Raw genomic sequence first — 23,697 nt, forward strand, 5'->3', positions numbered from 1 at the left:
GGCCCGGAATAGCGCGTGTCGCGCACGGTCATGCGGGGCGTTTCGAAGGATGTCGGCGGGATGAACGAGGATGGCCTGAAGATCGCCAGAAGATGGCTGCCGATCACAGCGGCGCCGGGTTTCGGCGCCGCTGTGTCAGCCACTGCAAATCAGCCCATTCGAATCAGGCCTGGGCGGCCAGGACGCGACGCTCCCACGGGGTGATTTCGTCGAAGAAGCTGGTCAGCTCCATGGACTTGGTCGCGCTGTAGCCGTCGATGAACTCGTTGCCGAACACCTCGCGGGCCAGCTCGCTGCGCTGCAGGCGCTGCAGTGCGTCGTACATCGTGCAGGGCAGCAGCAGCTCCGCCGGGACCTCGAACTCACCCTGGATCGGCGCGGTGGGTTCCAGGCCTTGCTCGATGCCATGCAGGCCGGCAGCCAGGCTCGCGGCGATGGCCAGGTAGGGGTTGGCGTCGGCGCCCGGCAGGCGGTTCTCCACGCGACGGGCCACCGGCGCGCTGGCCGGAATGCGCAGGCCGGCGGCGCGGTTGTCGTGGGACCAGCAGGCGTTGTTCGGCGAGGCGTACGGATGGCACAGGCGCTGGAAGGAGTTCACGTTGGGTGCGAACAGCAGGGTGAAGTCCGACAGGCACGCCTGCAGGCCGCCGATGAAGTGGCGGAAGGCCGGCGTGGCCTCGCCCTGGGCGTCGCTGAAGATATTGCGCCCCTCGCCATCGACGATGCTCTGGTGAATATGCATCGAGCTGCCCGGCGTGTGCGCCAGCGGCTTGGCCATGCACACCACGATCAGCCCGTGCTTGAGCGCGACTTCCTTGAGCAGGTGCTTGAACAGGAAGGTCTGGTCGGCCAGCAGCACCGGGTCGCCGTGCAGGAAGTTGATCTCGAACTGGGTGGTGCCCATCTCGTGCATGAAGGTGTCGCGTTCCAGCCCTACCGCCTCCATGCAGCGGTAGACATCCTGGAAGAACGGGCGCAGGCCGTTGTTGGAGGACACACTGAAGGCCGAGTGACCCATCTCGCGGCGACCGTCGAGGCCGACCGGCGCCTGGAAGGCTTCCTGCGGATCGGGGTTGGGAGCGAACACGAAGAACTCCAGCTCGGTCGCCACCACCGGGCTCCAGCCGCGTTCGGCGTAGCGCGCGACGACCTGCTTGAGCAGGCCGCGGGTGGACAGGCCGGAGGGCTTGCCATCGAGCTCCAGCGCGTCGCAGATGGCGAAGGCGCGGGGTTCATCGCTCCAGGGCAGGCGGTGAATCTGGGTCGGCTCGGCGATCAGGGCCAGGTCGCCGTCGTCGCTGCCGTAGAACTTCGCGGCCGGGTAGCCGCCCATGATGCACTGCAGCAGGACGCCGCGCGCCAGCTGCAGCCGGCGCCCGGTGAGAAAGCCCTCGCCGGTCATCACCTTGCCACGCGGCACCCCGTTGAGGTCGGGGGTGACGCACTCGATCTCTTCCACTCCAGCCAGTCGTTCGGCGAGCGGGATTCCAGGATCGTTACTCATGACTTCTTATCCTTGTTCTTTTGTCCTTGTCACAGGACGCCGCGCGAGGCGCGCGAGCCCGTACAAAATACGCATCACGCGTTCGATATTTCAAGCGGACCAGCAGGAAACGCGGAAGCTCCGTGTAGGAGCGCGCCATGCGCGCGATCGCGGGCATGGCCCGCTCCTACAGGGGAATCCGGCGTTGTTTGGTTCGCGAGCAAGCTCGCTCCTACGAAGAACCCAACCAATCTGGCTTTAGCTCTGGATCTGAAGACTTCCAGAGAAACCTCCGAGCACTCCGAACGGCCCCGTTCAGGAGGCCTCGTTGAATTGGAGTTTCAGGGGTTGAGCGACATGGATGTCGCGAGAGCCGCGATGGGCCAGGGATGGCCCTTCGTGGGGGGACGCCTAGTTCGGGCCCCTGAAACTCCAATTTAGCGAGGGTATTTTTCGCCTAAGCGAAAAACCGGATGTCCGGGGCGAGCCTTCTTGGTTACTTCTTCGGCGTTTGGAAGAAGTGACTCGCCCGAGGGGCGAAACACAGATTCCGAGCGCACACCGAAGCGGCGCTGGAACACCCACGCCAACGCAGCAATACAGGGTCAACCTTGGAGCGAAGGATGGCGCCGGCTCTGCCGGCGGATCGCGGGCAGGGCCGGCTCCTACAGGGGAGTCCGTGCCAAAAGAACACGCCGCTCTGAGAGCGGCGCTTTCAGGGCATCACCCAAGGTCAGAACAGATGGGTGAACAGCCAGTACAGCGACGCCGAGAGCACGATGGCCGCCGGCAGGGTCAGCACCCAGGCCATCAGCAGGTTGCGGATGGTGCGCATCTGCAGGCCCGAGCCGTTGGCCGCCATGGTCCCGGCGACGCCGGACGACAATACGTGGGTCGTCGACACCGGCAAGCCGTACATGTCCGCCGCGCCGATGGTCAGCATCGCCACCATCTCCGCCGAGGCGCCCTGGGCGTAGGTCAGGTGGGTCTTGCCGATCTTCTCGCCGACGGTGACCACGATGCGCTTCCAGCCGACCATGGTGCCCAGGCCGAGGGCAATGGCCACGGCGACCTTCACCCACAGCGGGATGAAGCGGGTCGACTCGTCGATCTTGCCCTTGAACGCGGCCAGCTTGCTGGTGGTATCCGCGTCGAAGTTGCCGACCTTGTCCTTGTCCATCAGGCGGATCGCCTCGCTGGTCAGGTACATGTCGTTACGCACGTTGCCCATGGCTTCGGCCGGCACGCCGGCGAGACTGCCGTAGCCCTTCACTTGCGCACCGATGGCGCCGGTCAGCGCCGCCAGCGAAGGGATCAGTTCCGGCTTGGCTTCCTTGGTGCGCACGTACTCCGAGAGCACCGCGCGCGGGTCGGCCGGAGCCGCCTGCGGCGCGGCGCGGACCAGCGCCTGCTGGGTGACTTCGGCGATGGCGACGAACTGCACGGTCTGGTCCGCCGGCATGCTGCGGTTCAGTGCGTAGGCCATCGGCAGGGTGCCGACCAGGATCAGCATGATCAGGCCCATGCCTTTCTGCCCGTCGTTGGAACCGTGGGCGAAGGACACGCCGGTGCAGGTGAGGATCAGCAGGCCGCGAATCCACCAGGGCGGCGGCGTCTTGCTCTTGGGCGCCTTGTACAGCGCGCGGTTCCTCACCAGCAGGCGCAGCGCCAGCAGCAGGAGCGCGGCGCAGACGAAGCCGATCAGCGGCGAGAGCAGCAGCGAATAGCCGATCTTGGTCGCCTGCGCCCAGTCCACGCCGCTGGTGCCGTCGCGGCCGTGCATCAGCGCGTTGGCCACACCGACACCGATGATCGAGCCGATCAGGGTGTGCGAGGACGACGCCGGCAGGCCCAGCCACCAGGTGCCAAGGTTCCACAGGATGGCGGCGATCAGCAGGGCGAAGACCATGGCGAAGCCGGCCGAGGAGCCTACCTGCAGGATCAGTTCCACCGGCAGCAAGGCGATGATGCCGAAGGCCACCGCGCCACTGGAGAGCAGCACGCCGAGGAAGTTGAAGCAGCCCGACCAGACCACCGCGAAATGCGGCGGCAGCGAGTGGGTATAGATGACGGTGGCCACCGCGTTGGCGGTGTCGTGGAAGCCGTTGACGAACTCGAAGCCCAGGGCGATGAACAGGGCGACCCCGAGCAGCAGGAACGGCGTCCAGGTGGTGACCGTGGAGGTGACGTCGTCGACGTCGCGCACCAGGCTCCAGGCCGAGAACAGCAGGCCGACGGCGAGCACGGCAAAGAAGATGAAGGCGGTAATGCGGCCGGGCTTGTGTTCCAGATGGGGCCGGCCTTCGACGACGGGAACGGCCAGGGTATCGGTGGTCATGCTGGGAGTCCGCTTAGGGGAGTGTCCCGGTCATGATCGGCAGCGAATGTTACAAGTTGTGTCTCTGTGGGAAGGACAGCCCGCACGAAGGCGAGCTGTACGTAGGAGCGGACTCCGTCCGCGATTGTTTTCCGCCGGCACATCCTCCGCCGGGGCGATGCCGATCGCGGATGAATCCGCTCCTACGCGGTACGCATGCCCTCAGTAGACTTCCGGCACCACGATCTGCTGCGGCGTCGGCGTGCGCGCGTAGTCCTCGTGGCGCTGGCGCTGTGGCAGGACTACCGCCGGGTGCTCCACGTCCTCGTAGGGAATCAGGTTCAGCAGATGGTTGATGCAGTTCAGCCGCGCGCGCTTCTTGTCGTCGGCCTGCACCACCCACCAGGGCGCCTCGGGGATATGGGTGCGGTCGAGCATGATCTCCTTGGCCTTGGTGTAGGCCTCCCAGCGGCGCCGCGACTCCAGGTCCATGGGGCTGAGCTTCCACTGCTTGAGCGGGTCGTGGATGCGGCTGAGGAAGCGCAGGTGCTGTTCGTCGTCGGAGATGGAGAACCAGTACTTGATCAGCTGGATGCCCGAGCGCGCCAGCATGCGCTCGAACTCCGGCACGCTGCGGAAGAACTCCTCGTACTGGTCGTCCGAGCAGAAGCCCATCACCCGCTCGACGCCCGCGCGGTTGTACCAGCTGCGGTCGAACAGGACGATCTCCCCGGCCGCCGGCAGGTGCGAGACGTAGCGCTGGAAGTACCACTGGGTCTGCTCGCGGTCGTTCGGCGCGGGCAGCGCGGCGACGCGGCAGACGCGCGGGTTGAGGCGCTGGGTGATGCGCTTGATCACCCCGCCCTTGCCCGCTGCATCGCGGCCTTCGAAGAGGATCACCACCTTGTGGCCGGTCTTCACCACCCAGCTCTGCAGCTTCACCAGCTCGCCCTGCAGGCGGAACAGTTCGCTGAAGTAGCGTCGGCGGGCGAGCTTTTCCTCGTCGACGTCGGCGTGCTCGTCGAACAGCTCGTCGAGGTTGCGTACGTCTTCCAGCAGCTCCAGTTCCAGCTCTTCGTCACTGTGGTCGAGCAGTTCACGGTGGATGCGGCGGATCACGGATTCATTGGTCAGGGGCATGGCGGCGGCCTTCGCACAGGGGCATTGCCGCCAGACTAGAGGCGCTCGGTGTCAGGCTGGTGACAGCTGGCGTCGATCCGTTATCCCGGCGTTGTCGGGATTCGCGGGCATGGCCCGCTCCTACAGGAGGAGGTTCTCTTGCAGGAGCGGGGCATGCCCGCGACCAGCGCCCGCCAGGGCGCCCTCCTTCGTTACTGCTCGCGCAACTCCAGCACCTTCAGCTCCGGATCGGCCTTGATCTGCTCGTCGGTGAACGGCAGCTCCGGCCACTGCTGTTTGGCAAACAGCTCGGTCTGGTCGCGATGATGTGGCGAGCCGGGTTCGCTGGACTGCGAGAACGCCAGCAGGCCGCGCGCCTTCGGGCCGTCGGCGGTGAAGTCCACCAGCTGGATGTAGCTGCTGCCGCTGAGCACGCGGTAATGGTCACCCTGCCACTCCGAGGTGATGGCGTTGTACACGCCCTCGTTGCCGGTGCCACCCGGAATGCCCAGCGGGTTGGCCGTATCGCCGGTCAGTTGCAACTCGCCCCACTTCTCGTCCGCGCGGATGCGGCGGCCGTCGATCTCCTGCGCCGCCGCGACCAGCGCCTGCTGCGCCTGCTGGCGGACCTCCGGCTTGTCCAGGGCGATGCCCGAGGGCGTGGCCAGCGGCAGCTTGGGATCGAAGGGCAGGCGCCAGCCGCCGTCGATCTTCAGGAAGCGCGCGACGAAGGCCTGGAAGTAAGCGAAGCCGGGGTTGCTATCGAGATTGACGTGGCGATCCCACGAACCCAGCGCAGCGCACGCCGCCGCGGTGCCCGCCGGGGCTGGTTTGCACAGTTGCAGCAGGTCGTCGAGGAGCATGTCGGCGACATAGACGCGGTTGTCGGTGACCATCTTCTGCAGGTCGTCCGGGCCGATCCTGGCGTCGCCCTGCAGCCGGTCGAGGGCGAAGCGCGCGCGGGCGCTGACCGGCACCGAGTCGCGGCTGACCAGAGGCGAGAAGCCGGTCAGCGGCTGCGCCGGGTTGCTCATCCAGGCGCTGTCGTTGGAGTTCTGCACGAAGTCCGCGCGTTCCAGCGCCGGCATCTGCTCCGGCGGCGTCAGCCCGGCGTGACGGCTACCCGGCGCGCTCGACCAGTCGCAGGCGCGGCGCCCGCCCTGCAGCACCGGCAGGCCCTGCTTCTGGTACTCGGCAATGGCGCAGTCGGCCAGTTGCTGCTGACTCAGGTGCGGCACCACCGACTGGTTGAGGTAGAGCACCTTGCCTTCCGGGTTGGCCGCCAGGGTGTTGACCCAGGGGATGCCCTGCATGTGCTCGATGCTGTCGCGCAGTTCATCCAGGCTGCGCGCGTGATCGATGGCGTACCACTGCTGCAGCACACGGTCGTTGCCCAGGTTGGCGTCGCGCACGGCGAAGGCTTCGCTGGCGTTCCAGGGGAATTTACCGGGCACGCTGAGCAGCGGGCCGTACTCGGACTCGTACAGCGTGTGGCTGCGCGTGCTCACGCGTCCGTTGGGCTCGAGTACGCGAACGCGCAGGGTGACTTCCCTGAGCGGCCGCGACTGACCGTCGACGCGGTAGCGGTGCGGGTCCTGCGGGTCGAGGTCGAGGCGGTACAGGGTGAAGTGGCTGGAGGTGTCCACCGTGTGGCTCCAGGCCACGTCCTTGCTGAAGCCGATGTTCACCAGCGGCATGCCCGGCAGGGAGGCGCCCATCACATCGAGCTGGCCGGGAATGGTCAGGTGCATCTGGTAGAAGCGCAGCGCGCCGAACCAGGGGAAGTGCGGGTTGGCCAGCAGCAGGCCGTTGCCGTCCGCCGAGCGCTCGCTGCCCACGGCAATGGCGTTGCTGCCGTGGTCACGGTGGAAATTCTCGCGCCGGTCCATCGCCGCGAGTACCTCGCCGTCACTGACGACCGCGGAGGTTGCCTGCCCCGGCGGCGCGGCCGCCATCATGGCCTCGGCGAACTGCCCGGCGCCGGCCTGCACCAGCAGGCGGCGGGTCAGGCGCAGCAGGTCGTCAGCTTCCAGCGGGCGCAGCCAGGCCTTGCCCGCGCACTGCGTGCCGGCGGCCTGGGTGTCCCACAACCAGCGGTTGTAGCCGGCGGCGTAGCCATCGAGCAGGTCGCGGATCGGCTGCGGCTGGGCACTGCGCAGGCGACGCAGGGATTCGTTGTCGTTGAGCCAGGTGTAGAAGAAGTCCGAGGGCAGGTTGCCGATGCCGGCGGAGGACTTGCCGCCCTCGCCGAAGTAGCGCGAGCGCTCGCCGCGCGCGGTGAGGACTTCCTCGGCCAGCAGGCAGGCGTTGTCGCGGGCATAGGCGTAGCCGATGCCGTAGCCCAGGCCCAGTTCGCCCTTGGCCTGGATGTGCGGGATGCCGTAGCGGGTCCAGCGGATCTGCGCCTCAAGCTCGGCGCCATGGGCCAGCGCGGGCAGTCCGGCGGCCAGCAGGCTGCCGGCCGCAGCGGCCAGTCGGAAGGTCTTGCTCATCGATTCCCTCAATGCTCGGGTGGCGGCCGGATGCCCGGCCAGGGGCACGCGGCCGTGCCGCTCGCGCGGTGCCGGTGCAAGGAGTGGGTGGCGGTTCAAGCCCGCCAATGCAGTGCGCTGAAGGTCATCGCGGCGCACCTTCCGAGGCACGCGCGCAGGCAGGTTGCTGAGGACATGGGTTCTCCTTTTTCTTCTCGGACGCCTCGTGAAAATGACGACACGCCTCTTGAGGGCAACGGATGGGAGACGCGCGAAATTAACCCGTGACCGATGGCAATCGGCCACACCAGAAGGCTCTATCTCGCGGCTTTCAACCGTTCCAGAGGCGTCGCGGGCGGTTCGACTTCAGCGCGCCGGCAGGGTTCCGGACTGACGTTTCCAACGTCCGGGCGACTGCCCCGTCCAGCGCTGGAAAGCGCGGGAAAAACTCGCCGCCTCGGCATAGCCCAGGCACTGGGCGATGCCCTGCAGGTCCATCCGCGATTCGCGCAGCAGGCGCTCGGCGAGACGCTGCTTGATGCCGTCGTTGAGCCCCTGCAGGTTCTGCCCTTCCTCCGCCAGACGCCGTTGCAGCGTGCGCTCGGAAAGGCCCATGCGCTCGGCCACCGTCGCCGCGCCGAGCAGGCTGGCGGAGTCGCGCAACAGGAGTTGTTGCACCTGCCGCGCGGTGGGTGTCGCTGCCAGCGTCAGCGCCAGTTCGCCACACAGGCGTTCGCAGAGCTCCTCACCGCTGTCCCGTGCGCTGATCTGCGCCTGGGGCAATGGCGCCTGCAAGTCCTCCAGGGCGAACAGCATGGCGTTGCGCGGTGCCGCGAATACCGGCTCGATGCCGAAGGTCTCGCGGAACGCGCCAGCATCCTCCAACGCCGGGCTGCGCAGTTCGATGGCCAAAGGTTGCAGCGGCCGCTGCAGCAGTTCACCGGAAAGCTGCCAGCAACCGGCGATGCCGCGTTCCACCACGAAGGCGCGGGCATCCTCGGGCAGCACGCGGTCATCGAACACCAGCCACAATCCCCGCGCCTCCACCTCGCTGCTCACCGGGCAGAGCGTCAGCGCCAGGCTCTGGAAGCGCCCGAAGGTCTCGAAGGCTTCCTGCAAGGTGCGACTGGCGAGCATGGTGAAACCCAGCAGGCCCAGCGAAGTGAGGTGATAGCGCCGCCCCGTCGCCAGCCCCAAACCGGGGCGGTCGACGTGCTGCAGCAGATTGCGGATTACCGCCAGTTCCTGCCAGGCCTGGATGCGCCCGGCACGCGCTTGCAGGTCGGCCAGCGCGATCGCGCTGCCCACCAGACAATCGTCCGCGCCCAGTCCCTCGTCGCGGGCGCTGTCGAGCAGGTAACGCACTCCGGTGATCTCGCGGGTCTGGCGCCAGTCCATCGCGGGCTCCTGCGGGCGGAAAGAACAACGTGGCGGAGAAAGTCATTTTTTGGCGGACTTCATCATGGAAGAAAGCGCCAGCACTGACCATGCTGGACATGCCAATAACACTCACAAGAGGCTTCCCCATGTTCGAGTTCTTCTACGCGCTGCCGAGCCAGAACCGTGCGGCCGACTACCGCCACTTCCGCATCGTCCCCGCCACCGGTGCGATCGGCGCGGACGTCAGCGATCTCGACCTCACCACCCTGGGCGCGGAAGGCTACGCCGAACTGCGCCAGGCGCTGCTGGCGCACAAGGTGCTGTTCATCCGCGGGCAGAACCTCAGCGTGGAAAACCTCGAAGCCGTGACCCTGCGCTTCGGCGAATTCGGCCGCGAACCCTATGTGGTCGGCATGGACGATCACCCGCACGTGGTGCGGGTGGTCAAGGAAGCCAACGAGAAGACCCCGGTGGTGTTCGGCGGCGCCTGGCACAGCGACTGGTCCTTCCAGGAGCGCCCGCCGGCCTTCACCCTGCTCTACGGCCACGACATCCCGCCGTTTGGCGGCGACACCCTCTACGCCAACCTGGCGCTGGCCTACGAATGGCTGTCACCGAAGCTGCGCGCGCAGCTGGAAACCCTCGACGCCATCCACAGCCCCGAGCGCGCCTATGGTGCCGAGGCCAAGCACAACGATCTGATGGAAAACATGGCGGTGCGCTACGGCAGCCATGAGGGCGAGGTGCGCTCGCATCCGCTGGTGACCCGACACCCGGAGACCGGCAAGAAGATCCTCTACATCAACCCGGCCTACACCAGCGGCATCAAGGGCATGCGCCCGGCCGAGTCGCAGCCGCTGCTGGATTACCTGTTCAGCATCGCCACCCAGCCGGCATTCACCTGCCGCATGCGCTGGAGCGCGGGCACCCTGGCGATCTGGGACAACCGCAGCACCTGGCATTATCCGGTGTCGGATTACCATGGAATGCGCCGGGAGATGTATCGCACGACGGTGGTGGGTGAAGTCCCAAGCCGTTGAGCAGACGGTGCGATCGTAGGGCGCATAACCTGGAACAGGTTATCCGCCGGATGCGTTGCGGCGGATAACGCTGGTGCGTTATTCGCCCTACGAAGATGCTTCGGCTTGGGTGTTTCTGCGCCGCATCGGCGTGCGCGCGGGCATCTTGTTTCTCCCCCTCGGGCGACCTACTTTGCCAAACGACGCAAAGTAGGCAAAGGTCTTGCCCCGGACATCCGGCTTTTCGCTTGGGGCGAAAAATACCCTCGTTGAATCGAAGTTTCAGGGGCACGCCACGACGGGCCATCCCTGGCCCATCGTGGCTCTCGCGACATCCATGTCGCTCAACCCCTGAAACTCCGACCCAACGAGGCCTCCTGAACGGGGCATTCGGCGTGTGCGGATGTTTCGCTGGAAGTCTTCAAGAGCCAAAACCAAACACGGTGCGCTGGGTTTGGCGCTCTTGTAATGCGTAGGGCGCATAACCCGGAACGGGATATGCGCCCTACGACCCACACGCATACCGTATCCAGTAATCCTCGAATGTAGGATGGCGTGGAGCGCAGCGATACCCATCGATTCCGGCGTACCGACAGCATGGGTATCGCACGCTCCACCCATCCTACGTAAGCGCTTGCCAGGGATAGCGGCAGGGTGCGGTTCGCGAGCAAGCTCGCTCCTACAAAAGACCTAAAGCTCCGTGCCGTAGCGTTGTGCATGCTCGCGCAACATGCCACGCAGCAATTGTGCGGCGGGAGACAGGTAGGCGCCCTCACGCACCGCCAGACCGATGGTCCGCGTCAGCGTGGTCTCGGCCAGCTCCACCTCACGCAACTGGTCCATGCCGTGCCCGCCGGCCAGCGCCTCGCGGGCGATGAAGCTGAGCAGGCGGGTACGGGCGATCAGGTTGGGCAGCATGGGGATCGCGTTGGTCTCGATCTGCACTTGCGGCATCGGCAACTGGTGGGCCTGGAAGGTGGAGTCCATCCAGCGCCGCGACGACACGCCGGTAGCCGGCAACACCCAACGGTAGCGGCAGAGGTCGGCCAGGGTGACGGGGGTGGCGAAGATCGGATGGTCACGGCTGGCGACCACCACCACCTGGTCCTGCAGCAGCGGCTCGCTGCTCAGTTGCGGGTCGTCGACGATCCGCGAGCAGATCGCCATGTCCAGCCGCCCGCTGCGCAGCGCCTCGCGCAGCACGTCGTCCTGGCCCAGCACCAGGCTCATGGTGACCTCCGGTGCGCGCGCCAGCAGGTCCTCGGTCAGGCGCGGCAATAGGTACTCGGCCATGGTCGCGGCGCAGCCGAGGCGGATATTGCCCACCACGCCGCTGGCGAAATCGCGCACTTCGCGGCGGGTTTCCTCGATGTCCTGTCGCAATTGCCGGGCGCGTTGCAGCATCAGTTCGCCGGCCGGCGTCAGGCGGATGCGTCGGCCATCGCGCTGGAACAGTCGCGCGCCAAGGGACTCCTCCAGGCGCTGGATGCTCTTGGTCAGCGCCGGCTGGCTGCGCCCCAGACGCTCGGCGGCACGGCCCAGGTGGCCGAGCTCGGCGATGGTTTCGAAGTAGGCGAGATCTCGCAGGTCCATGGCAGCCAACCGATAGATTTCAGGAATGGATTCATGACTATTAGAAAATAGACTTGATCGATCCGGCTACCGATAATTCCGACGTCTTCCCCACCCGGAGCCGTCCGTGTCCAGCCGCCCTGCCCTGCCCGTCGCCCGCATCCCCGTCAGCCTGCAATGGCTGGCCCTGGCGCTCGGAGCCGGAGGCGCGGGGCAACTGCTGACCTGGCTCGGCATCCCCGCCGCCTTGTTCCTCGGCCCCATGCTGGTGGCCATCGCCTTTGGCGTCAGCGGTGCGGAAATCCGCCTGCCGCGCCAGGCTTTCCGCCTCAGCCAGGGCTGCATCGGCCTGCTGGTCGCCCACGCCATGAGCTGGTCGGTGCTGCAGGCGATGGTCGCTTCCTGGCCGCTGATGCTCAGCGCCACCCTCCTCACTCTGCTGCTCTCCGCCGTGGTCAGCTACGCCATGGTGCGCTTCGGCGGCATCCCCGGCAGCACCGCCGCCTGGGGCACCGCGCCGGGCGGCGCGGCGGCCATGGTGTCGATGGCCGAAGCCAACGGCGCCGACCCGCGCGTGGTCGCCACCATGCAGTACGTACGGGTGGTCTGCGTGGTCATGGCCGGCGCCCTGGTCGGCCGTCTGCTGGGCATCGAAGGCGGCGGCTCGGCGGCCCACAGCACGCCGATCGTCGACACCGCCACCCTGCCCGACCTGATCAACTGCCTGCTGCTGATCTTCGTCTGCACCACCGCCGGCGCAAAGTTGCCGGCCGGTCCGTTGCTGGTACCGCTGGTGGCCGGCGCCGTGCTGCAACTCACCGGCGTGCTGCACATCACCCTGCCGCACTGGTTACTGGCCAGCGCCTACGGCGTGATCGGCTGCTACATCGGCCTGCGCTTCGACCGTGAAAGTCTCGCCTACGTCGGCCGCCACCTGCCGGCCATGCTGGTCAGCGCATTGGCCCTGATCGCCAGTTGCGCGTTGTTCGCCTGGGCGCTGGCGGCCATCACCGGGATGGACTTCCTCTCCCTCTACCTCGCCACCAGCCCCGGCGGCCTCGACGCCATGGCGATCATCGCGGTGGACACCCACTCCGACGTCGGTCTGGTGCTGGCGATGCAGACGCTGCGGCTGTTCGTGGTGCTGTTCACCGGGGTGTCCGTCGCCCGTACGGTGATCCGCCTGAGCCGCGCCTGAAGCCAAGCCTCAAACCGCAGGAGCGTGCCCTGCGCGCGATCGCGGGCACGGCCCGCTCCTGCAGCGGGCACCGAGCGGTGGGTTACAACCCCTCCAGCGTCAGATCGACCAGGCGCTCGACATAGGCCACTTCCAGTTCCTCGCCGGAAAACAGGATGCGGTACACCAGCGGCGCCATCAGCCGGTCGACGATGCGGTCCAGCTCCGGCAGCCTTTCGCCACGCTCCCTGGCGCGCAGCAGGATGATGTCGAACTGGCCGCAGGCAATCGCCATGCAGCGCCCCGAGGAGCCGCCACCGGCGGCCAGCAGGTCGAGCACCACCGCGCGGCCGGGCACCGAGGCGGTTTCCTCCATGTACTGCTCGCCCCAGGCCAGCAGGTCGCCGCGCAGGCTGCCGGTGTCGGCCGGTTCGGCGTCTGGGCGGATGCGCTGCAGGGCGACGTCGCCAAGCAATTCGCTTAAATCGCCCCAGCGCCGATAGATGGTCGACGGCGTGACGCCGGAGCGCGCCGCGATCATCGGCACGGTCAGTTCGGAGCGGTCGCGCTCTTCCAGCAGCTCTGCCACGGCCTTGTGTACCGAGGCCTGCACCCGCGCGCTGCGGCCGCCCGGCCGAACACCCTGATTAATTGCCATAAGCACCTTAAAGCAAAGAATTTGCTTTTATCCGAAAACCGGTCCAGCATCTCGCAAAAGCAAAATCTTAGCCTTTGCGAGCTGAATCATGGCACACACCCAATCGAAAAGCGCGTCCGGCTTCTCAGCCAAGGCTTCCGCCTGGTTGCTGACGGCCATCCTCATGGCCTTCCTCGCCGCTGCTGCCGCGCCCACGCCGCTGTATGCGCTGTACCGCGAGTCCTGGCACTTCTCCCCGGCCCTGCTGACTCTGGTGTTCAGCATCTACGCGGGCGGCCTGATGCTGGCGCTGCTGGTGTTCGGCTCGCTGTCGGACCACCTCGGCCGGCGCCCGGTGATCCGCGCCGCACTGATCCTCGAACTGCTGGCGATGGCGGTGTTCCTCTACGCCAACTCGGTCGAACTGCTGATCCTCGCACGCCTGCTGCAGGGCTTTGCCACCGGCATCGCCACCAGCGTGCTGGGCGCGGCGATGCTGGATATCGACCGCGAGCGCGGCCCGCTGATCAACAGCATCGCGCCCATGCTCGGCATGGCCATGGGTGCGCTGGGCAGCAGCACGCTGGTGCAGTTCGGCGCCGATCCGCTGCATGAGGTCTATGTCTGGCTGCTGGCTCTGTTCGCCCTGGGCATCGTGCTGTTGCGCTGGCTGCCGGAAAGCATCAGCCGGCAACCCGGTGCTCTGGCCTCCTTGAAGCCGCGCATCCGCATTCCCCCGCAGGCGCGCCGCGCGTTCTGGAGTGTGGCGCCGCTGAACGCCAGCCTCTGGGCGCTGGGCGGTTTCTACCTGTCGCTGGGGCCGACGCTGGCGCGCCAGGTGACTGGCTTGCAAGTACCGATGATCGGCGGCGGGCTGGTGTCGCTGCTGTGCCTGTGCGGCGCGCTGGCGATCTTCGCCCTGCGCAACCGGCCGGCGGCGGTGATCCTGCGCCGCGGCGGCCTGGCACTGGTCATCGGCCTGCTGATCACCCTGCTCGGCGTGGACAGCGGCAACCTCTGGCTGTTCTTCCTCGGCACCGCGGTAGCCGGGCTCGGTTTCGGCGGCGCCTTCCTCGGCGCCCTGCGCTCGGTGGTGCCGCTGGCCCACGCCCACGAACGCGGTGCACTGATGGCGAGCTTCTACGTGCTCAGCTACCTGGCCTTCAGCGTGCCGGCGATCCTCGCGGGACTGGCAATCCAGCGCTACGGCCTGGTCGCCACCACCAACGGTTACGCCAGCCTGCAGATTCTCGCGGCCTCGCTGGTCCTGCTGCTGTCCTTGCGTGGGCCCGCCGCACAGAAGGTGCAGGCCTGAGTCAGGCCGCCTCGCGGGCTCGCAGGAAATCGTAGAGCCCGCGCACCGCCGGGTGCTCCAGCGCCTGGGCGGAATGGCAGAGGCCGATGCGGCGGATCGGCAGCGGCAGGTTCAACGTGCCGCTGCGCACCGCCGGCGCGCCGGCCAGCAGCGATGCCGGCAGGATCGCCGCGCCAATGCCCGCGCTGACCAGCCGCAATGCGAGGTTCAGGGTGCTGGCCTGGGCAACGACCGGCGCGCTGCCATAGGCGGTCATCAGGCGCTGATGGGACGGGTGAGTCGGGCAGGTGATCCAGCCGCAGTCCTGCGCATCCTCCACACCCGGCGGCAACGCCAGCACGTACGGGTCTTCCCAGACCGGCACGAAGAGTTCGTCCTCGCAGCAGAATTCCTCCACCGCCAGCCGCGCATCGCCCACGCAGCCCTCCTCCAGGTGCAGCAGCAGATTGGGCACGGCCTGCTGCGCGAGACTGACGAAGCCTTCGACCTGCTCGGCGCTGACGTCGCCTTCCACCCCCAGGTGCAACGGCTGGCGTGCCGAGGCCTGGCGGAACATGTTGCGCAGGCCGTCGGCTTCGGCCAGCAGCGCGCGGGCGCGCGGATACAGGGTGCGCGCCGCTTCGCTGACTTCCACCCCACGCGCCTGGCGCAGGAACAGCTCGGTGCCCAAGGCCTCTTCCAGCTGGCGGATGGTCACCGACAGCGTCGGCTGGCTGACGAACAGGCGCTGGGCGGCGGCGGTGATGTTGCGTTCTTCGAAGACCGCGACGAAGGCGGCCAGCTGTCGGATATCCATAGGCAACCCCGATACCAGGCACAGGAATAAGCCATTTTTCAGGCGGAATACCGCTCAATATACTTCACTGCATCGTTCAGTCATCCAGTTTTCCGATAGCAGGAGAATCCCCATGAGCAAGCCCCTGATCATCGTCACCGGCGCCAGTTCCGGTATCGGCGAAGCCACCGCCCGCCTCTTCTCCCAGCAGGGCCACCCGCTGCTGCTGCTCGCCCGTCGCGTCGAGCGCCTGGAAGCATTGCAACTGCCCAACTCCCTGTGCCGCGCCGTGGACGTGACCAACCGCGAAGCCCTGGAGGCCGCCGTGGCAGAGGCCGAGGAACGCTTCGGTCCGGCCGATGCGCTGGTGAACAACGCCGGCGTCATGCTGCTGGGCAACATGGTCGAGCAGGACCCGGCCGAATGGGAGCGCATGCTCGACGTCAACGTGAAGGGCCTGCTCAACGGCGTGCACGCCGTGCTCAAGGGCATGGTCGAACGCAACCGCGGCACGCTGATCAACGTCAGCTCGGTGGCCGGGCGCAAGACCTTCCCCAACCACGTCGCCTACGTCGGCACCAAGTTCGCCGTGCACGCGATCTCCGAGAACCTGCGCGAGGAAGTCGCGGCGCACAACGTCCGCGTCGTCACCATCGCCCCCGGCGCGGTGGAGACCGAATTGCTCAGCCACACCACCGACGAAGCGATCAAGAGCGGCTACCAGGACTGGAAGCGCGACATGGGCGGCAAGGTGCTCAGCGCCGAGGACGTGGCCAACGCGATTCGCTACGCCTACGACCAGCCGCAGGGTGTCTGCATCCGCGAGATCGTGCTGGCAGCGACCCGGCAGCAGGCGTGATTTACCGGCCTCACCGTACCTTTGTATGTGCGGCCCGCCCACAATGTGCTCCTCTGCCATTCATGCCCTCTCCCCCCGCCCTCTCCCTGAAGGGAGAGGGAGCCGTTCGGCGCAAGGGCTCTTTATGGAGTTAGCCGGCGAGCACCGAACTCTCCGGGCTCACCGGACAGTCCCCTCTCCCTTCGGAGCGGGGCGCGTAGCCAAGGTTAGGGAGAGGGCAAGCCCCCGCACGGACGATCAGAAACCGCAGAAAATCAGACGGCGTCGCACCTGATCAGCCCACCTGCCGCGCCGCCCAGCGCCGGTACTGCCTGGCCCGGCGCAGCGTGTGCCACTGTTCCATCACCAGCGTGCGCCACGGCGAAGCCTGTGGATTGGGCGCGCGGCGGGCGCCGATCCGCTTCAGTTGCAGCTTCACCAGCGCCATGTAGGCCAGCGCCGCCAGCGGCTTGGAGCGCCAGCGGATCGCCGGCAGCTCCGGCTGGGTCTGGCTGCCGCGCTGCCAGTGCAGCACCAGCTGCGGCTCCAGCGCCAGGGCGGTGCCGATGCCGACCATCTCCAGCCCGCTGTCCAGCACCTGTTCGGCCACCGGCAGGCGACGGATGCCGCCGGTCACCATCAGCGGCATGCGCGCCGCTTCACGCATCTCGCGGGCGAATTCCAGGAAGTAGGCTTCCCGCGCCAGGGTACGGCCGTCGCGGGCATCGCCCTGCATCGCCGGTGCCTCGTAGCTGCCGCCGGAGAGCTCGACCAGGTCGACCTGCTCGTCGTTCAGCCACTCGATCACCTGACGCGCGTCGCTGGCGTCGAAGCCGCCGCGCTGGAAGTCCGCGGAGTTGATCTTCACCCCCACGCAGAATTCTGGCGACACCTTGGCGCGCACCGCGCGGACCACTTCCAGCAGCAGCCGCGCGCGGTTTTCCAGCGAGCCGCCCCAGCGGTCCTGCCGCTTGTTGGCCAGCGGCGAGAGGAACTGGCTGAGCAGGTACCCGTGCGCCGCGTGGATCTGCACGCCGGTGAAACCAGCCTCCTCGGCAAGCTGGGCAGCGCGGACGAAACGCCGGATCACCTCGGCGATATCGCCTTCGGTCATCTCGCGGGCGATGGCGAACAGCTTGGAAAACTTGCCCATCTCCAGCGGTACTACCGACGGTGCGATGGCGCCCTGGCCAAGGTTGGTCTGCACCTGGCGACCGGGGTGGTTGAGTTGCAGCCAGAACTGCGCACCGCGGGAACGGCCGATGCGCGCCCATTCACGGAAGCGCTGCAGATGCCGGTCATTCTCCAGCACCACGCCGCCAGGGCCGGTCATGGCGCGGCCGTCGATCATCACGTTGCCGCTGAGGATCAGGCCGACGCCGCCGTCCGCCCAGGCCTGGTAAAGGCGCAGCAGTGCGGCCGAGGGCGCCTGGTCGGCATCGGCCATGTTTTCTTCCATGGCGGCCTTGGCGATGCGGTTGGGGACTTCGCCGCCGTTGGGCAGGCGCAGGGGCTGGAAGGGCGACATGGCGGGGCTCCGTGATTGTTCGGGTGGTTGTCCGGGTGGTTGTGGCTGCGGCGAGGTTAAGTTTAAAGTTCACTTCAAGGTCAAGCCCCTTTCGGAGCCCAGCATGAAAATCGGTGAACTGGCCAGCCTCAGCGGCCTCGCTCCCTCGCGCATCCGCTTCTACGAAGCCAGCGGGCTGATCGCCCCGGCGCGCCGCCTGGCCAACGGCTACCGCGCGTACCCAGCGGAAACCCTCGACCTGCTGGAGATCATCCGCAGCGCCCAGCAGACCGGTTTCAGCCTGGAGGAAATCCGCAGCCTGCTGCCGCACTCCAACCCCATCGAGAACGGCCACGGCGAACTGGTCGCCGGCCTGCGCCGCAAGGTCGCGGAGATCGAGGTGATGGAGCAGCAGTTGCGGCAGAACCGCGAGCGGCTGCTGGCGGTGATCGACGGCATCGAGAACAAGCCCGAGGGCATGGGCTGCCAGGCCAATGCCGAGCGCATGCTGGCGGAAATGCGCGAGCGCAAGGCCCGCAACGAGAAGCCCAAGCCTGTGGGAGCGGGCCATGCCCGCGACGAGCGGACAAAGTCCGCTGCTGCAGCCAAGCGCCCTGCCCCCACCGAATCCTGATTTCGCGCTCCGGCCGCCGGCCGGTCCGTTACGCGGTCGCGGGCATGGCCCGTTCCTACAGAAACGCAGGGCGCATAACCTGGAACAGGTTATCCGCCGCCCTCCCCCGGAACGGCGGATAACGCTGGCGCGTTATGCGCCCTACGGTGTGTCACAGGCAAAACCGAGAAGGTTATTTCCAGCCTTCCAGGCGCAAGGTCGCGCGCACCAACCGCTGTTCCTCCTGCTCGATCTCCCGCAGGTTGTCGCGCACGCTGTGGATATGTTCGCGGGCGGCGCGCTGGGCCTGTTCCGGCTGGCGTTCGCTGATGGCGCGGTGCAGCCGTGCGTGCTGGCGGTCGATCTGGCGCTTCTGCGGCGGACGGTTGTAGAGGTTGTTCACCGAGGCGAACACGGTGCTGAGCATCAGTTCGTTGAGCGACTGCAGCGTGTGCACCAGCACCGGGTTGTGCGACGCCTCGCTGATCGCCTGGTGGAAGGCGTGATCGCGCCGCGCATGCTCGCGCGGGTCCAGCGGCTGCGGTTCGTCGTAGGCGGCGTGCATCTCCTCGAAGCGCCGGCCGATCAGCACCAGATCGGCCTCGGTGGCGCGCAGCGCCGCCAGGCGCGCGGACTCACCTTCAAGCAGCGCGCGAACCTCCAGCAGGTCGTAGAGCGTGCGTGGCTGCGAGCGGAACAAGTGCAGCAGCGGTGACACGTCCTCCGAACCATTCAGGTCAGCGACGAACGAGCCGCGCCCCTGCTCGGTGTCGACGATGCCGCGCCCACGCAGCGCGCGCAGCCCTTCACGCAACGCCGAGCGCGAGCAGCCGAGCTTCTCCACCAGGCGCCGCTCCGAGGGCAGCGCCTGGCCGACCTTGAGCACGCCATCGACGATCAACCGCTCGATCTTCTCGGCCACCTGATCGGCGACACGCTGCTTGCCCTGTGCATAGGTCGTCATTGCGCCTCTCCCGAACTGGTAGGACCAGCTACCACTGGCCTGCGTGGCTGCGAAGAACCCTAGCCGCCAGGACAGGGCTTTTCCAGTGGACGCTCGTGCAAGAACTGGTAGGACCAGTATCAATGCAGATGGACGCCGCCTGAGCGGCCGTCGCATTTTCAGCGTGCCGTGGCTCCACGCGACCGCCTGGCGGGCGCGAACCAACAAAAACAAGATCAGAGCACCGTCAGCCTATGAACATCCTCTACGACGAACGCGTCGATGGCGCGTTGCCTGCCGTCGACAAGTCTGCCCTGCTGGCCGAGCTGCGCGCGGCCCTGCCCGACCTCGAACTGCTGCACCGCGCCGAAGACCTCAAGCCCTACGAATGCGATGGCCTTTCCGCCTACCGCACCGTGCCCATGCTGTTGGCGCTGCCCGAACGCATCGAGCAGGTGCAGGCGCTGCTGAAGCTTTGCCATGCGCGCAAGGTGCCGGTGGTGGCGCGCGGCGCGGGCACCGGGCTCTCCGGCGGCGCGCTGCCGCTGGAGAAAGGCATCCTGCTGGTGATGGCGCGCTTCAACCGCATTCTCGAAGTGAACCCGCAGGGGCGCTTCGCCCGCGTGCAGCCCGGCGTGCGCAACCTGGCGATCTCCCAGGCCGCCGCGCCGCACGGCCTGTACTACGCGCCGGACCCCTCCTCGCAGATCGCCTGCTCCATCGGCGGCAACGTCGCCGAGAACGCCGGCGGCGTGCATTGCCTGAAGTACGGCCTGACCGTGCACAACCTGCTCAAGGTGGAGATCCTCACCGTCGAGGGCGAGCAGCTGACGCTGGGCAGCGACGCCCTGGACAGCCCCGGCCTCGATCTGCTGGCGCTGTTCACCGGCTCCGAGGGCATGCTCGGCATCGTCACCGAGGTCACCGTCAAGCTGCTGCCGCGCCCGCAGGTGGCGCGGGTGCTGCTGGCCAGTTTCGATTCGGTGGAAAAGGCCGGCCGCGCGGTGGCCGACATCATCGCCGCCGGCATCATTCCCGGTGGGCTGGAGATGATGGACAACCTGTCGATCCGCGCCGCCGAGGATTTCATCCACGCCGGCTACCCGGTGGACGCCGCGGCCATCCTGCTGTGCGAACTGGACGGCGTGGAAGCCGACGTGCAGGACGACTGCGAGCGCGTCGACGGCGTGCTGCGCGCGGCCGGCGCCACCGACGTGCGCCTGGCCTGCGACGAGGCCGAACGCGTGCGCTTCTGGGCCGGGCGCAAGAATGCCTTCCCGGCGGTGGGGCGCATCTCCCCGGACTACTACTGCATGGACGGCACCATCCCGCGTCGCGAGCTGCCGCGCGTGCTGCAGGGCATCGCCGAGCTTTCCGAGGAATTCGGCCTGCGCGTGGCCAACGTGTTCCATGCCGGCGACGGCAACATGCACCCGCTGATCCTCTTCGACGCCAACGTGCCCGGCGAGCTGGAACGCGCCGAAGCCATCGGCGGGAAAATCCTCGAACTCTGCGTGGCGGTGGGCGGCAGCATCACCGGCGAGCACGGCGTAGGGCGCGAGAAGATCAACCAGATGTGCGCGCAGTTCAACAGCGACGAGCTGACCCTGTTCCACGCGGTGAAGGCGGCCTTCGACCCGGACCGCCTGCTCAACCCCGGCAAGAACATCCCGACCCTGCACCGCTGCGCCGAATTCGGCGCGATGCACGTGCACCACGGGCAACTGCCCTTCCCCGACCTGGAGCGTTTCTGATGCCCGATGCCAGCAGCGAACTGCTCGACCAGGTGAATCAGGCGCTCGCCGCTCGTACGCCGTTGCGCATTCGCGGCGGCGACAGCAAGGCGTTCCTCGGCCGCCCGGTGAACGGGGCGGAGCTGGACACGCGCCCGCACAACGGCATCGTCAGCTACGACCCGACCGAACTGGTGCTCACTGCCCGCGCCGGCACGCCGCTGGCGGAGATCGAAGCGGCGCTGGAGGCCGCCGGGCAGATGCTGCCGTGCGAGCCACCCAATCATTCGGGCGCGACCTTCGGCGGCGTGGTCGCCGCCGGGCTTTCCGGCCCGCGCCGGCCCTGGTCCGGCTCGGTACGCGACTACGTGCTCGGCACCCGGCTGATCACCGGCCACGGCAAGTTGCTGCGCTTTGGCGGCGAGGTGATGAAGAACGTCGCCGGCTACGATCTGTCGCGCCTGCTGGCAGGCAGTTTCGGCTGCCTGGGAGTGATCACCGAAGTGTCGATGAAGGTGCTGCCCAAGCCGCGCATGTGCGCCAGCCTGCGCCTGGAAATGGGCGTCCAGCAGGCGCTGGGCGAGCTCGCCGAATGGGGTGCGCAACCGATCCCGATCACCGCCGCCTGCTATGACGGCAGCGCGCTGCACCTGCGCCTGGAAGGTGGCGAAGGTTCGGTGTGTTCCGCCCGTTTGCGCCTGGGTGGCGAGGAGATCGACAGCGCCTACTGGCAGGACCTGCGCGAACAGCGCCTGGACTTCTTCACCGGCCCGGGCACGCTGTGGCGGTTGTCGCTACCCAATGCCACGCCGGCGCTGTCCCTGCCGGGCGAACAATTGATCGACTGGGGCGGTGCGCAACGCTGGCTGAAGTCCGACGCGGACGCCGAGCTGATCCGCCACAGCGTCGCCGAAGTCGGCGGCCATGCACTGCGCTACACCCCGGGCGACGATGGCTTCCACCCGCTGCCCGCCGCCCTGCTGCGCTACCACCGCAGCCTCAAGCAGCAGCTCGACCCGCAAGGCGTCTTCAACCCCGGCCGGATGTACAGGGAGCTCTGATGCAAACCAACCTGAGCGAACAGGCCAGGCACCTGCCGCGCGCCGAGGAAGCCGAGCGCATCCTGCGCTCCTGCGTGCACTGCGGCTTCTGCACCGCCACCTGCCCGACCTACCAGTTGCTGGGCGACGAGCTGGACGGCCCGCGCGGGCGCATCTACCTGATCAAGCAGGTGCTCGAAGGCACCGCGCCCAGCGCCAGCACCCGCGAGCACCTGGACCGCTGCCTGAGCTGCCGCAACTGCGAAACCACCTGCCCTTCCGGCGTGGACTATCACAACCTGCTGGACATCGGCCGCGCCGTGGTCGAGGAACAGGTGCCGCGCACTTTCAACGAACGGGTGATGCGCCGGGGCCTGCGCGCGGTGGTGCCCAATGCGGCGCTGTTCGGCGCGTTGGCCAAGGCCGGGCGTACCTTCTACCCGCTGCTGCCGGAGGGCCTGCAAAGCAAGCTGCCGCGCCATCCGCATCCGCCCGTGGAGCGTCCGAAACCGCGCCACACGCGGCGCATGCTGATGCTTGAAGGCTGCGTGCAACCGGCGCTGTCACCCAACACCAATGCCGCCGCTGCGCGGGTGCTGGATCGCCTCGGTATCAGCGTGATCCCGGCGGCGGATGCCGGCTGCTGCGGCGCCGTGGACTATCACCTGAACGCCCAGGAACAGGGGCTGGAGCGGGCGCGCAGGAACATCGACGCCTGGTGGCCGTCAATCCACGCCGGCGCCGAAGCCATCGTGCAGACGGCCAGCGGCTGCGGTGCGTTTGTCCGCGACTATGGCCATCTGCTGGAGCGCGACGCGCAGTACGCAGACAAGGCCCGGCGGGTCAGCGAGCTGTCCCGCGACCTGTCCGAAGTGTTGCGCGACGAGCCGCTGGAAGACCTGCATCTGCGAGGCGAGCGCCGTCTGGCCTTCCATTGCCCGTGCACGCTGCAGCACGCCCTGAAACTCGGCGGCGCGGTGGAGGGCGTGCTCACCCGGCTGGGCTTCAGCCTCACCAGCGTGCCGGACAGCCACCTGTGCTGCGGCTCCGCCGGCACCTATTCGCTGACCCAGCCGGAGCTCTCCCGGCGCCTGCGCGACAACCGCCTGAAGGCGCTGGAGAGCGGTGCCCCGGAAGTCATAGTCACCGCCAACATCGGCTGCCAGACGCACCTGGGCGGCGCCGGCCGCACGCCGGTACGGCACTGGATCGAACTGGTGGAAGAGGCGCTCGCCGATGCGCCTTTGCAATCCCTTCAAGGCGAGGTGCAAGCATGCTCAGCAAAGCCGTTCTGACCCAGCAGGAAGTCGGCCGCATCCTCGCCGCCGCGCGCAACGAAGCACAGCGCAACCACTGGGCGGTGTCCATCGTGGTGGTCGATGACGGCGGCCATCCGCTGGCCCTGGAACGCCTCGACGGCTGCGCGCCGGCCAGCGCCTACATCGCCACGGAAAAGGCCCGCAGCGCGGCACTGGGCCGGCGCGAAACCAAAGGCTACGAGGACATGGTCAACGGCGGCCGCACCGCCTTCGTCACCGCGCCGTTAATCACCTCGCTCGAAGGCGGCGTGCCGGTGCTGGTCGACGGCCAGGTGATCGGTGCGGTGGGCGTTTCCGGGGTGAAGGCCGGCGAGGATGCGCAGGTCGCCAGTGCCGGAGTGGCCGCGCTTTGAAAGACCTCACGCGGCCCGGGCGACAGACAGCCACCGGCCGCGTGGTGGTCGTCGCCGGCCTCAAGCGAGCCGGCGGCGACACCCCG

General features: G+C 67.6%; 19 protein-coding genes. 9 read left to right on the top strand and 10 right to left on the bottom strand.

What is annotated here, in order from left to right; genetic code table 11:
- Positions 1 to 163: 163 nt before the first annotated feature.
- The 5 genes from J2T47_RS04955 to J2T47_RS04975 all read right to left on the bottom strand — a co-directional run bounded on the left by J2T47_RS04955 (position 164) and on the right by J2T47_RS04975 (position 8,788).
- The gene (locus J2T47_RS04955) at positions 164 to 1,402 is read right to left on the bottom strand and encodes a glutamine synthetase family protein (RefSeq protein ID WP_253443792.1); all 1,239 of its coding nucleotides are present in this window, start codon (positions 1,400 to 1,402) and stop codon (positions 164 to 166) included.
- Between the two features lie 814 nt (positions 1,403 to 2,216).
- A complete protein-coding gene (locus J2T47_RS04960) occupies positions 2,217 to 3,821 on the bottom strand; it encodes an inorganic phosphate transporter (RefSeq protein WP_253443009.1) in 1,605 nt (534 codons plus the stop codon).
- 201 nt (positions 3,822 to 4,022) lie between these two features.
- The gene (gene ppk2 / locus J2T47_RS04965; RefSeq protein WP_253443011.1) at positions 4,023 to 4,940 is read right to left on the bottom strand and encodes a polyphosphate kinase 2; all 918 of its coding nucleotides are present in this window, start codon (positions 4,938 to 4,940) and stop codon (positions 4,023 to 4,025) included.
- Positions 4,941 to 5,131: 191 nt separating this feature from the next.
- On the bottom strand, positions 5,132 to 7,411 hold the full coding sequence (gene pvdQ, locus J2T47_RS04970) for a bifunctional acylase PvdQ (RefSeq protein ID WP_253443013.1): 2,280 nt from the start codon (positions 7,409 to 7,411) through the stop codon (positions 5,132 to 5,134).
- 345 nt (positions 7,412 to 7,756) lie between these two features.
- Positions 7,757 to 8,788: an AraC family transcriptional regulator gene (locus J2T47_RS04975; protein ID WP_253443015.1), complete on the bottom strand. Its 1,032-nt coding sequence runs from the start codon at positions 8,786 to 8,788 to the stop codon at positions 7,757 to 7,759.
- A gap of 128 nt (positions 8,789 to 8,916) precedes the next feature.
- Here J2T47_RS04975 and J2T47_RS04980 point away from each other — a divergent pair, with 128 nt between their 5' ends.
- A complete protein-coding gene (locus J2T47_RS04980; RefSeq protein ID WP_253443017.1) occupies positions 8,917 to 9,810 on the top strand; it encodes a TauD/TfdA dioxygenase family protein in 894 nt (297 codons plus the stop codon).
- Between the two features lie 669 nt (positions 9,811 to 10,479).
- Here J2T47_RS04980 and J2T47_RS04985 read toward each other — a convergent pair.
- Positions 10,480 to 11,382 carry a LysR family transcriptional regulator gene (locus tag J2T47_RS04985; RefSeq protein ID WP_253443019.1) on the bottom strand — a complete coding sequence of 301 codons (903 nt, stop codon included), beginning with the start codon at positions 11,380 to 11,382 and terminating at the stop codon, positions 10,480 to 10,482.
- Between the two features lie 106 nt (positions 11,383 to 11,488).
- Here J2T47_RS04985 and J2T47_RS04990 point away from each other — a divergent pair, with 106 nt between their 5' ends.
- Positions 11,489 to 12,559 carry an AbrB family transcriptional regulator gene (locus tag J2T47_RS04990; protein WP_253443031.1) on the top strand — a complete coding sequence of 357 codons (1,071 nt, stop codon included), beginning with the start codon at positions 11,489 to 11,491 and terminating at the stop codon, positions 12,557 to 12,559.
- An 82-nt stretch (positions 12,560 to 12,641) separates the two neighbouring features.
- On the opposite strand, the gene J2T47_RS04995 is transcribed toward J2T47_RS04990, so the two are convergent.
- The gene (locus J2T47_RS04995) at positions 12,642 to 13,196 is read right to left on the bottom strand and encodes a TetR/AcrR family transcriptional regulator (RefSeq protein WP_253443033.1); all 555 of its coding nucleotides are present in this window, start codon (positions 13,194 to 13,196) and stop codon (positions 12,642 to 12,644) included.
- A gap of 88 nt (positions 13,197 to 13,284) precedes the next feature.
- Here J2T47_RS04995 and J2T47_RS05000 point away from each other — a divergent pair, with 88 nt between their 5' ends.
- A complete protein-coding gene (locus J2T47_RS05000) occupies positions 13,285 to 14,490 on the top strand; it encodes an MFS transporter (RefSeq protein ID WP_253443035.1) in 1,206 nt (401 codons plus the stop codon).
- A 1-nt stretch (position 14,491) separates the two neighbouring features.
- Here the strand turns inward: J2T47_RS05000 and J2T47_RS05005 are convergent, their stop codons facing one another.
- Positions 14,492 to 15,286 carry a LysR family transcriptional regulator gene (locus J2T47_RS05005; protein WP_253443038.1) on the bottom strand — a complete coding sequence of 265 codons (795 nt, stop codon included), beginning with the start codon at positions 15,284 to 15,286 and terminating at the stop codon, positions 14,492 to 14,494.
- Between the two features lie 112 nt (positions 15,287 to 15,398).
- Here J2T47_RS05005 and J2T47_RS05010 point away from each other — a divergent pair, with 112 nt between their 5' ends.
- Entirely contained in the window at positions 15,399 to 16,124 is a 726-nt protein-coding gene (locus J2T47_RS05010) for an SDR family oxidoreductase (protein WP_253443041.1), read from the top strand.
- A 274-nt stretch (positions 16,125 to 16,398) separates the two neighbouring features.
- Here J2T47_RS05010 and J2T47_RS05015 read toward each other — a convergent pair whose 3' ends face one another.
- Entirely contained in the window at positions 16,399 to 17,631 is a 1,233-nt protein-coding gene (locus J2T47_RS05015; RefSeq protein WP_253443044.1) for an NADH:flavin oxidoreductase/NADH oxidase family protein, read from the bottom strand.
- 103 nt (positions 17,632 to 17,734) lie between these two features.
- Here J2T47_RS05015 and J2T47_RS05020 point away from each other — a divergent pair, with 103 nt between their 5' ends.
- On the top strand, positions 17,735 to 18,244 hold the full coding sequence (locus J2T47_RS05020) for a MerR family transcriptional regulator (protein ID WP_253443046.1): 510 nt from the start codon (positions 17,735 to 17,737) through the stop codon (positions 18,242 to 18,244).
- A gap of 172 nt (positions 18,245 to 18,416) precedes the next feature.
- Here the strand turns inward: J2T47_RS05020 and glcC are convergent, their stop codons facing one another.
- Positions 18,417 to 19,187: a transcriptional regulator GlcC gene (gene glcC / locus J2T47_RS05025; RefSeq protein ID WP_253443050.1), complete on the bottom strand. Its 771-nt coding sequence runs from the start codon at positions 19,185 to 19,187 to the stop codon at positions 18,417 to 18,419.
- 233 nt (positions 19,188 to 19,420) lie between these two features.
- Here glcC and glcD point away from each other — a divergent pair, with 233 nt between their 5' ends.
- From glcD to J2T47_RS05045, 4 genes are read left to right on the top strand one after another with little or no spacing between them, the layout of a single operon-like run.
- Complete coding sequence (gene glcD, locus J2T47_RS05030) at positions 19,421 to 20,920, top strand: glycolate oxidase subunit GlcD (RefSeq protein WP_253443061.1); 1,500 nt, start codon at positions 19,421 to 19,423, stop codon at positions 20,918 to 20,920.
- A complete protein-coding gene (gene glcE, locus J2T47_RS05035) occupies positions 20,920 to 21,960 on the top strand; it encodes a glycolate oxidase subunit GlcE (RefSeq protein ID WP_253443063.1) in 1,041 nt (346 codons plus the stop codon). Before glcD ends, glcE begins: the two co-directional genes overlap by 1 nt.
- A complete protein-coding gene (gene glcF, locus J2T47_RS05040) occupies positions 21,960 to 23,234 on the top strand; it encodes a glycolate oxidase subunit GlcF (RefSeq protein ID WP_253443065.1) in 1,275 nt (424 codons plus the stop codon). Before glcE ends, glcF begins: the two co-directional genes overlap by 1 nt.
- The gene (locus J2T47_RS05045) at positions 23,213 to 23,611 is read left to right on the top strand and encodes a heme-binding protein (protein WP_253443067.1); all 399 of its coding nucleotides are present in this window, start codon (positions 23,213 to 23,215) and stop codon (positions 23,609 to 23,611) included. The genes glcF and J2T47_RS05045 overlap by 22 nt, the downstream gene beginning before the upstream one ends.
- The last annotated feature ends 86 nt before the right edge of the window (positions 23,612 to 23,697 follow it).

Origin of the sequence: Pseudomonas nitroreducens, assembly GCF_024170165.1 — a bacterium.
GTDB lineage: Bacteria > Pseudomonadota > Gammaproteobacteria > Pseudomonadales > Pseudomonadaceae > Pseudomonas > Pseudomonas nitroreducens_C.

What these genes read in the sequence shown, in the direction of transcription:
- J2T47_RS04955 (WP_253443792.1), bottom strand. Translation starts at nt 1,402, where the DNA reads ATGACCGGCGAGGGCTTTCTCACCGGGCGCCGGCTGCAGCTGGCGCGC.
- J2T47_RS04960 (WP_253443009.1), bottom strand. Translation starts at nt 3,821, where the DNA reads ATGACCACCGATACCCTGGCCGTTCCCGTCGTCGAAGGCCGGCCCCAT.
- ppk2 (WP_253443011.1), bottom strand. Translation starts at nt 4,940, where the DNA reads ATGCCCCTGACCAATGAATCCGTGATCCGCCGCATCCACCGTGAACTG.
- pvdQ (WP_253443013.1), bottom strand. Translation starts at nt 7,411, where the DNA reads ATGAGCAAGACCTTCCGACTGGCCGCTGCGGCCGGCAGCCTGCTGGCC.
- J2T47_RS04975 (WP_253443015.1), bottom strand. Translation starts at nt 8,788, where the DNA reads ATGGACTGGCGCCAGACCCGCGAGATCACCGGAGTGCGTTACCTGCTC.
- J2T47_RS04980 (WP_253443017.1), top strand. Translation starts at nt 8,917, where the DNA reads ATGTTCGAGTTCTTCTACGCGCTGCCGAGCCAGAACCGTGCGGCCGAC.
- J2T47_RS04985 (WP_253443019.1), bottom strand. Translation starts at nt 11,382, where the DNA reads ATGGACCTGCGAGATCTCGCCTACTTCGAAACCATCGCCGAGCTCGGC.
- J2T47_RS04995 (WP_253443033.1), bottom strand. Translation starts at nt 13,196, where the DNA reads ATGGCAATTAATCAGGGTGTTCGGCCGGGCGGCCGCAGCGCGCGGGTG.
- J2T47_RS05000 (WP_253443035.1), top strand. Translation starts at nt 13,285, where the DNA reads ATGGCACACACCCAATCGAAAAGCGCGTCCGGCTTCTCAGCCAAGGCT.
- J2T47_RS05005 (WP_253443038.1), bottom strand. Translation starts at nt 15,286, where the DNA reads ATGGATATCCGACAGCTGGCCGCCTTCGTCGCGGTCTTCGAAGAACGC.
- J2T47_RS05010 (WP_253443041.1), top strand. Translation starts at nt 15,399, where the DNA reads ATGAGCAAGCCCCTGATCATCGTCACCGGCGCCAGTTCCGGTATCGGC.
- J2T47_RS05015 (WP_253443044.1), bottom strand. Translation starts at nt 17,631, where the DNA reads ATGTCGCCCTTCCAGCCCCTGCGCCTGCCCAACGGCGGCGAAGTCCCC.
- J2T47_RS05020 (WP_253443046.1), top strand. Translation starts at nt 17,735, where the DNA reads ATGAAAATCGGTGAACTGGCCAGCCTCAGCGGCCTCGCTCCCTCGCGC.
- glcC (WP_253443050.1), bottom strand. Translation starts at nt 19,187, where the DNA reads ATGACGACCTATGCACAGGGCAAGCAGCGTGTCGCCGATCAGGTGGCC.
- glcD (WP_253443061.1), top strand. Translation starts at nt 19,421, where the DNA reads ATGAACATCCTCTACGACGAACGCGTCGATGGCGCGTTGCCTGCCGTC.
- glcE (WP_253443063.1), top strand. Translation starts at nt 20,920, where the DNA reads ATGCCCGATGCCAGCAGCGAACTGCTCGACCAGGTGAATCAGGCGCTC.
- glcF (WP_253443065.1), top strand. Translation starts at nt 21,960, where the DNA reads ATGCAAACCAACCTGAGCGAACAGGCCAGGCACCTGCCGCGCGCCGAG.
- J2T47_RS05045 (WP_253443067.1), top strand. Translation starts at nt 23,213, where the DNA reads ATGCTCAGCAAAGCCGTTCTGACCCAGCAGGAAGTCGGCCGCATCCTC.